General features: G+C 40.4%; 4 protein-coding genes. 3 read left to right on the forward strand and 1 reads right to left on the reverse strand.

Annotation, left to right across the window (positions count from 1 at the left end; genetic code table 11):
* Nucleotides 1–38 precede the first annotated feature (38 nt).
* Nucleotides 39–479, forward strand: coding sequence for an envelope stress response membrane protein PspC (gene pspC, locus G2999_RS11335; RefSeq protein WP_010181780.1), 441 nt, complete (start codon nt 39–41; stop codon nt 477–479).
* 69 nt (nt 480–548) lie between these two features.
* Nucleotides 549–2,105, forward strand: coding sequence for a transcriptional regulator TyrR (gene tyrR, locus G2999_RS11340; protein ID WP_010181783.1), 1,557 nt, complete (start codon nt 549–551; stop codon nt 2,103–2,105).
* A 108-nt stretch (nt 2,106–2,213) separates the two neighbouring features.
* Here tyrR and G2999_RS12500 read toward each other — a convergent pair whose 3' ends face one another.
* The gene (locus tag G2999_RS12500) at nt 2,214–2,591 is read right to left on the reverse strand and encodes a winged helix-turn-helix transcriptional regulator (RefSeq protein WP_010181785.1); all 378 of its coding nucleotides are present in this window, start codon (nt 2,589–2,591) and stop codon (nt 2,214–2,216) included.
* Nucleotides 2,592–2,741: 150 nt separating this feature from the next.
* On the opposite strand from G2999_RS12500, the gene G2999_RS11350 reads away from it, so the two are divergent.
* Nucleotides 2,742–3,788, forward strand: a complete 1,047-nt coding sequence (locus G2999_RS11350) for a Glu/Leu/Phe/Val dehydrogenase (RefSeq protein WP_010181786.1) — start codon at nt 2,742–2,744, stop codon at nt 3,786–3,788.
* Nucleotides 3,789–3,812 lie beyond the last annotated feature (24 nt).

The following is a 3,812-nucleotide window of genomic DNA, read 5'->3' on the forward strand; positions in this document are numbered from 1 at the left end:
ATTTTAGATACAGAGGCGCCACAGTGGAGACAAAAAGTATGAATACTGTCAAAGGGCTTTATCGCAACCCCGATGATAAGCGTATTGCCGGTGTTTGCTCAGGCGTCGCCGATTATTTTGGGATTGAAACGTGGTTAGTGAGAATTTTAACCATTACTGCATTTTTCTTACTAGCAGGGCCATTCGCTTTTGTTGTTTATATTGCGTGTTGGTTTATTTTAGATGTCCGTCCTAAAGGCATGCAAGTCGACACCAGTAATGTTGTGGGTATGGAGAGTTCAACAGGAAAGGGCTGGTACCCTAATGTTAAAAGTAAGATAGAAATCAAACAAAAAGTTTGGCAAAAAGGCCAAGCGCCAGCAAAAGCATTTCATGAAGTCAAAGCGTTGTTTGATGATAGTGAAAGACGTTTACGTGATGTTGAAACTTATGTCACAAGTAAAGCGTTTCAACTAGACCGAGAGCTGAACCGATTGTAAGCAAAATTAGTGATCTTACCTCTATGTGCAACGTAATCATTACACTAAGTATAAAGAGAGTAAGTACTAATGCGTTTAGAAATAAGCTGTCAAGATAGATTGGGAATTGCGCAAGATGTGCTTGAGTTGTTAAAAGCTCATGAGATAGACCTGCGTGGTATTGAGATCAATGAAGCAGGTAAGATATATCTCAGCTTTCCCACCATAGAGTTTACCGATTTTCAGCAATTCATGCCGAAAATTCGTCGTATCGAAGGCATCGATGATGTTAAAACGACTCTCTTTATGCCGATTGAACGTGAACGTAATGAGTTAAAAGCCATCATTCAAACGATGCCTGACCCGGTGTTCTCGATTGATACGAAAGGGCGTATCGTGTTATTTAATGACGCTGCAAAATTTAGTGTCGATAACGATATAAATGCCCTTATCAAAGCAGATATTGAAGAATGGGTTGAAGGATTCAAATTTGAAAAATGGCTAGAATCAAAAGAAACCTTTGCTCAAACTCAAAAAGTAAAATTTGTTGAGCAAGATTATATTGCAGATATTCTACCCATCACGGTAGCTGATAATGACGATGAAGAGATCCTAGCGGGTGCTGTCGTCATTTTGAAATCTGAATTACGTCTTGGTCAGCAATTTAATACGTTCCATCAAAAAGAAACGGATAGCTTTGATAAGTTCCATGCGGTTTCCCCTGCTATGTGCAAAGTCGTCAATGAAGCAAGTAGAATGGCGGACTTAGATGGCCCGATTTTAATATTTGGAGAAACAGGTACAGGTAAAGAGCTCATTGCAAGGGCGTGTCATGAGGCTTCCAGTCGTGAAGAAGCCCCATTATTAATGTTAAACTGCACTGCTAATACTGATGACATTATCGAAACTGAATTATTTGGTACTATTGAAGGTAGTTTTGGTACCCAAATATTGCGTGATGGGCTACTAGTAAAAGCCCAAGGTGGCACGTTATTGCTCGATGAGATCGCGGATATGTCAGCATACCTTCAAAGCAAGTTATTACGTGTGATTGAAGATGGTGAGTTCCGTCGAAGTGGTGACGAAGCGCCTATACCTGTCGATGTAAGGATCATATGCACCACGAGTAAAGATCTAGGGTTACTGGTCGAATCTGGGCGTTTTCGTCAAGACTTGTACTATCGCTTAAATGTATTAAGTCTTGTTATGCCGGCACTACGTGAACGTAAACAGGACATTATTCCGTTAACAGAATCATTTATTAAGGAACATTGCATTAAACTGGGTCGCAATGTCGCTAAGCTTAGTAAATCGTGTGTCGATTATTTGAATACTTATCCATGGCCGGGTAATGTGCGTCAATTACAAAATGCGTTATATCGAGCACTGACCTTATTAGAAGGTAATGAAATCACTAAAGAACACATTCATTTACCCTCATGTGCAACAACGGTAAGTTACATTGACGAAAACTTTGAAGGCACCTTAGATGAAGAAGTCAAAAAGTTTGAAAAAGATTTATTGCGTAAGCTATACCCGTCTTACCCTAGTACTCGTCAGTTAGCACGTAAGCTAGGATTATCACATACCGCGATAGCGAACAAACTGCGTGAGTATGGGATCAATAAAGCCACGGTCAAGATTTAAGGATCTGTAGTGAGTTACCCATTAAATCTGTTTGATGGGTAGCTCAGTGTGTTTTTGACTGTTTCATCGCAAACGTTGAACTGATGTGATCGACAGAGGGTAGGTGCGTTAACGTCGATTTAAGTAAGTGTTCGTATCTTCAATACTTTCAACAATGACCTTGAGTAAGTAATCTTTCTCACCACTCGTGGTATGGCATTCTACGATTTCATCTATTGTTTGAACCGCAGCTTCGAAATCAGTGAGAGAATCACCATCATGATTTTTTAACATGACATATATGAATACCGAGACGCCGAGATTTAATTTTTTACTATCTAAAAGCGTGACCTTTTGGCGGATGAGACCTTCAGCTTCCATCTTTTTTACACGTCGCCAACAAGGCGTGTGTGTTAAGCCTACTTTTTGACTTAAATCGGCCATCGAGATAGTCGCGTCTTTTTGCATTACTCGTAATATTTCTCGATCAAATTTATCTAATTTCATGGATATTATTTCGTTTTTTATTATTAGATAGGATATATATCCTAACTAATGAGGAAATGCAACCACTTCCAACGTAAAAAACACTTCACAAAGCCTAAAGCAATCATTATTCTAGCGCCTTTAAATTTTTCCATCTTAAAAAGGTAGTTCATGGCCGTATTTTCAAACTCTTCATTTTCTGAGCATGAGCATGTTGCGTTTCATCACGATCCTGTGTCTGGATTAAAAGCGATTATTGCAGTGCACAATACGGTATTAGGTCCATCGTTGGGTGGGTGTCGCATGTATCCATATAGTAACGATGATGAAGCGATTACGGACGTATTACGATTATCTAAAGGAATGACGTATAAGGCTGCTATGGCTAATTTACCTATGGGTGGTGGCAAGTCTGTCATTATAGGTAATCCTCATACGGATAAATCCCCCGAAATAATGCAAGCAATGGGAGCGTTTGTAGAATCACTGGGTGGACAATATATTGTGGCTGAAGATTCAGGCATTGCGGTGAGCGATGTACATCTCATGGCACAACAAACTAAGCATGCTGGTGGATTGAATGCAAAGTTTACTTATGAAGGTGCCCCATCGGATGGTAACCCGGCACCATCAACGGCTTATGGTACTTTTGTTGGATTAAAGGCGGCTGTTGATTTTGCTTTGCAAAAAGACTTAAGTGAGTTAACTGTCGCGATTCAAGGCGTAGGGCAAGTGGGTTATCGGCTCGCTAAACACCTACATGAGGCAGGCGCTAAATTAATCATCGCTGATACATTTGGCCCTGCGGTAGATAAAGCACAGAGCGAGTTTGGTGCGAAAGTCGTGGATATTAATGAGATACACGCGGTTGACGCCGATGTGTTAGCACCGTGTGCGTTAGGCGCGACAATCAATCCAACAACCATCAATAGTATCAAAGCAAAAGTCATTGCCGGTGCGGCAAACAACCAACTATTAACAGAATCCTTAGGCCAAGTATTGTTTGATAAGGGAATAACATATGCGCCTGATTACGTGATCAATGCTGCGGGGATCATTGATATTCATCATCAACAAGTCGACAGTTCAGCGGCAAAGATGAAAGCACATATTGAAATGATAGGAACGACGTTAACGGATATATTTACGTTATCGCAAGCACAACAGCGTCCGACAAACATTGTGGCTAACGAATTGGCAGAAGCCAAATTCAAATAACTCTGTACTCAATAGAAAGATATA

Origin of the sequence: Glaciecola sp. HTCC2999 (assembly GCF_000155775.1) — a bacterium.
Taxonomy (GTDB): Bacteria; Pseudomonadota; Gammaproteobacteria; order Enterobacterales; family Alteromonadaceae; genus Opacimonas.

Bases quoted from the DNA above. Each gene is read 5' to 3' on its own strand.
- G2999_RS11350 (WP_010181786.1), top strand. From the start codon at position 2,742: ATGGCCGTATTTTCAAACTCTTCATTTTCTGAGCATGAGCATGTTGCG.
- G2999_RS12500 (WP_010181785.1), bottom strand. From the start codon at position 2,591: ATGAAATTAGATAAATTTGATCGAGAAATATTACGAGTAATGCAAAAA.
- pspC (WP_010181780.1), top strand. From the start codon at position 39: ATGAATACTGTCAAAGGGCTTTATCGCAACCCCGATGATAAGCGTATT.
- tyrR (WP_010181783.1), top strand. From the start codon at position 549: ATGCGTTTAGAAATAAGCTGTCAAGATAGATTGGGAATTGCGCAAGAT.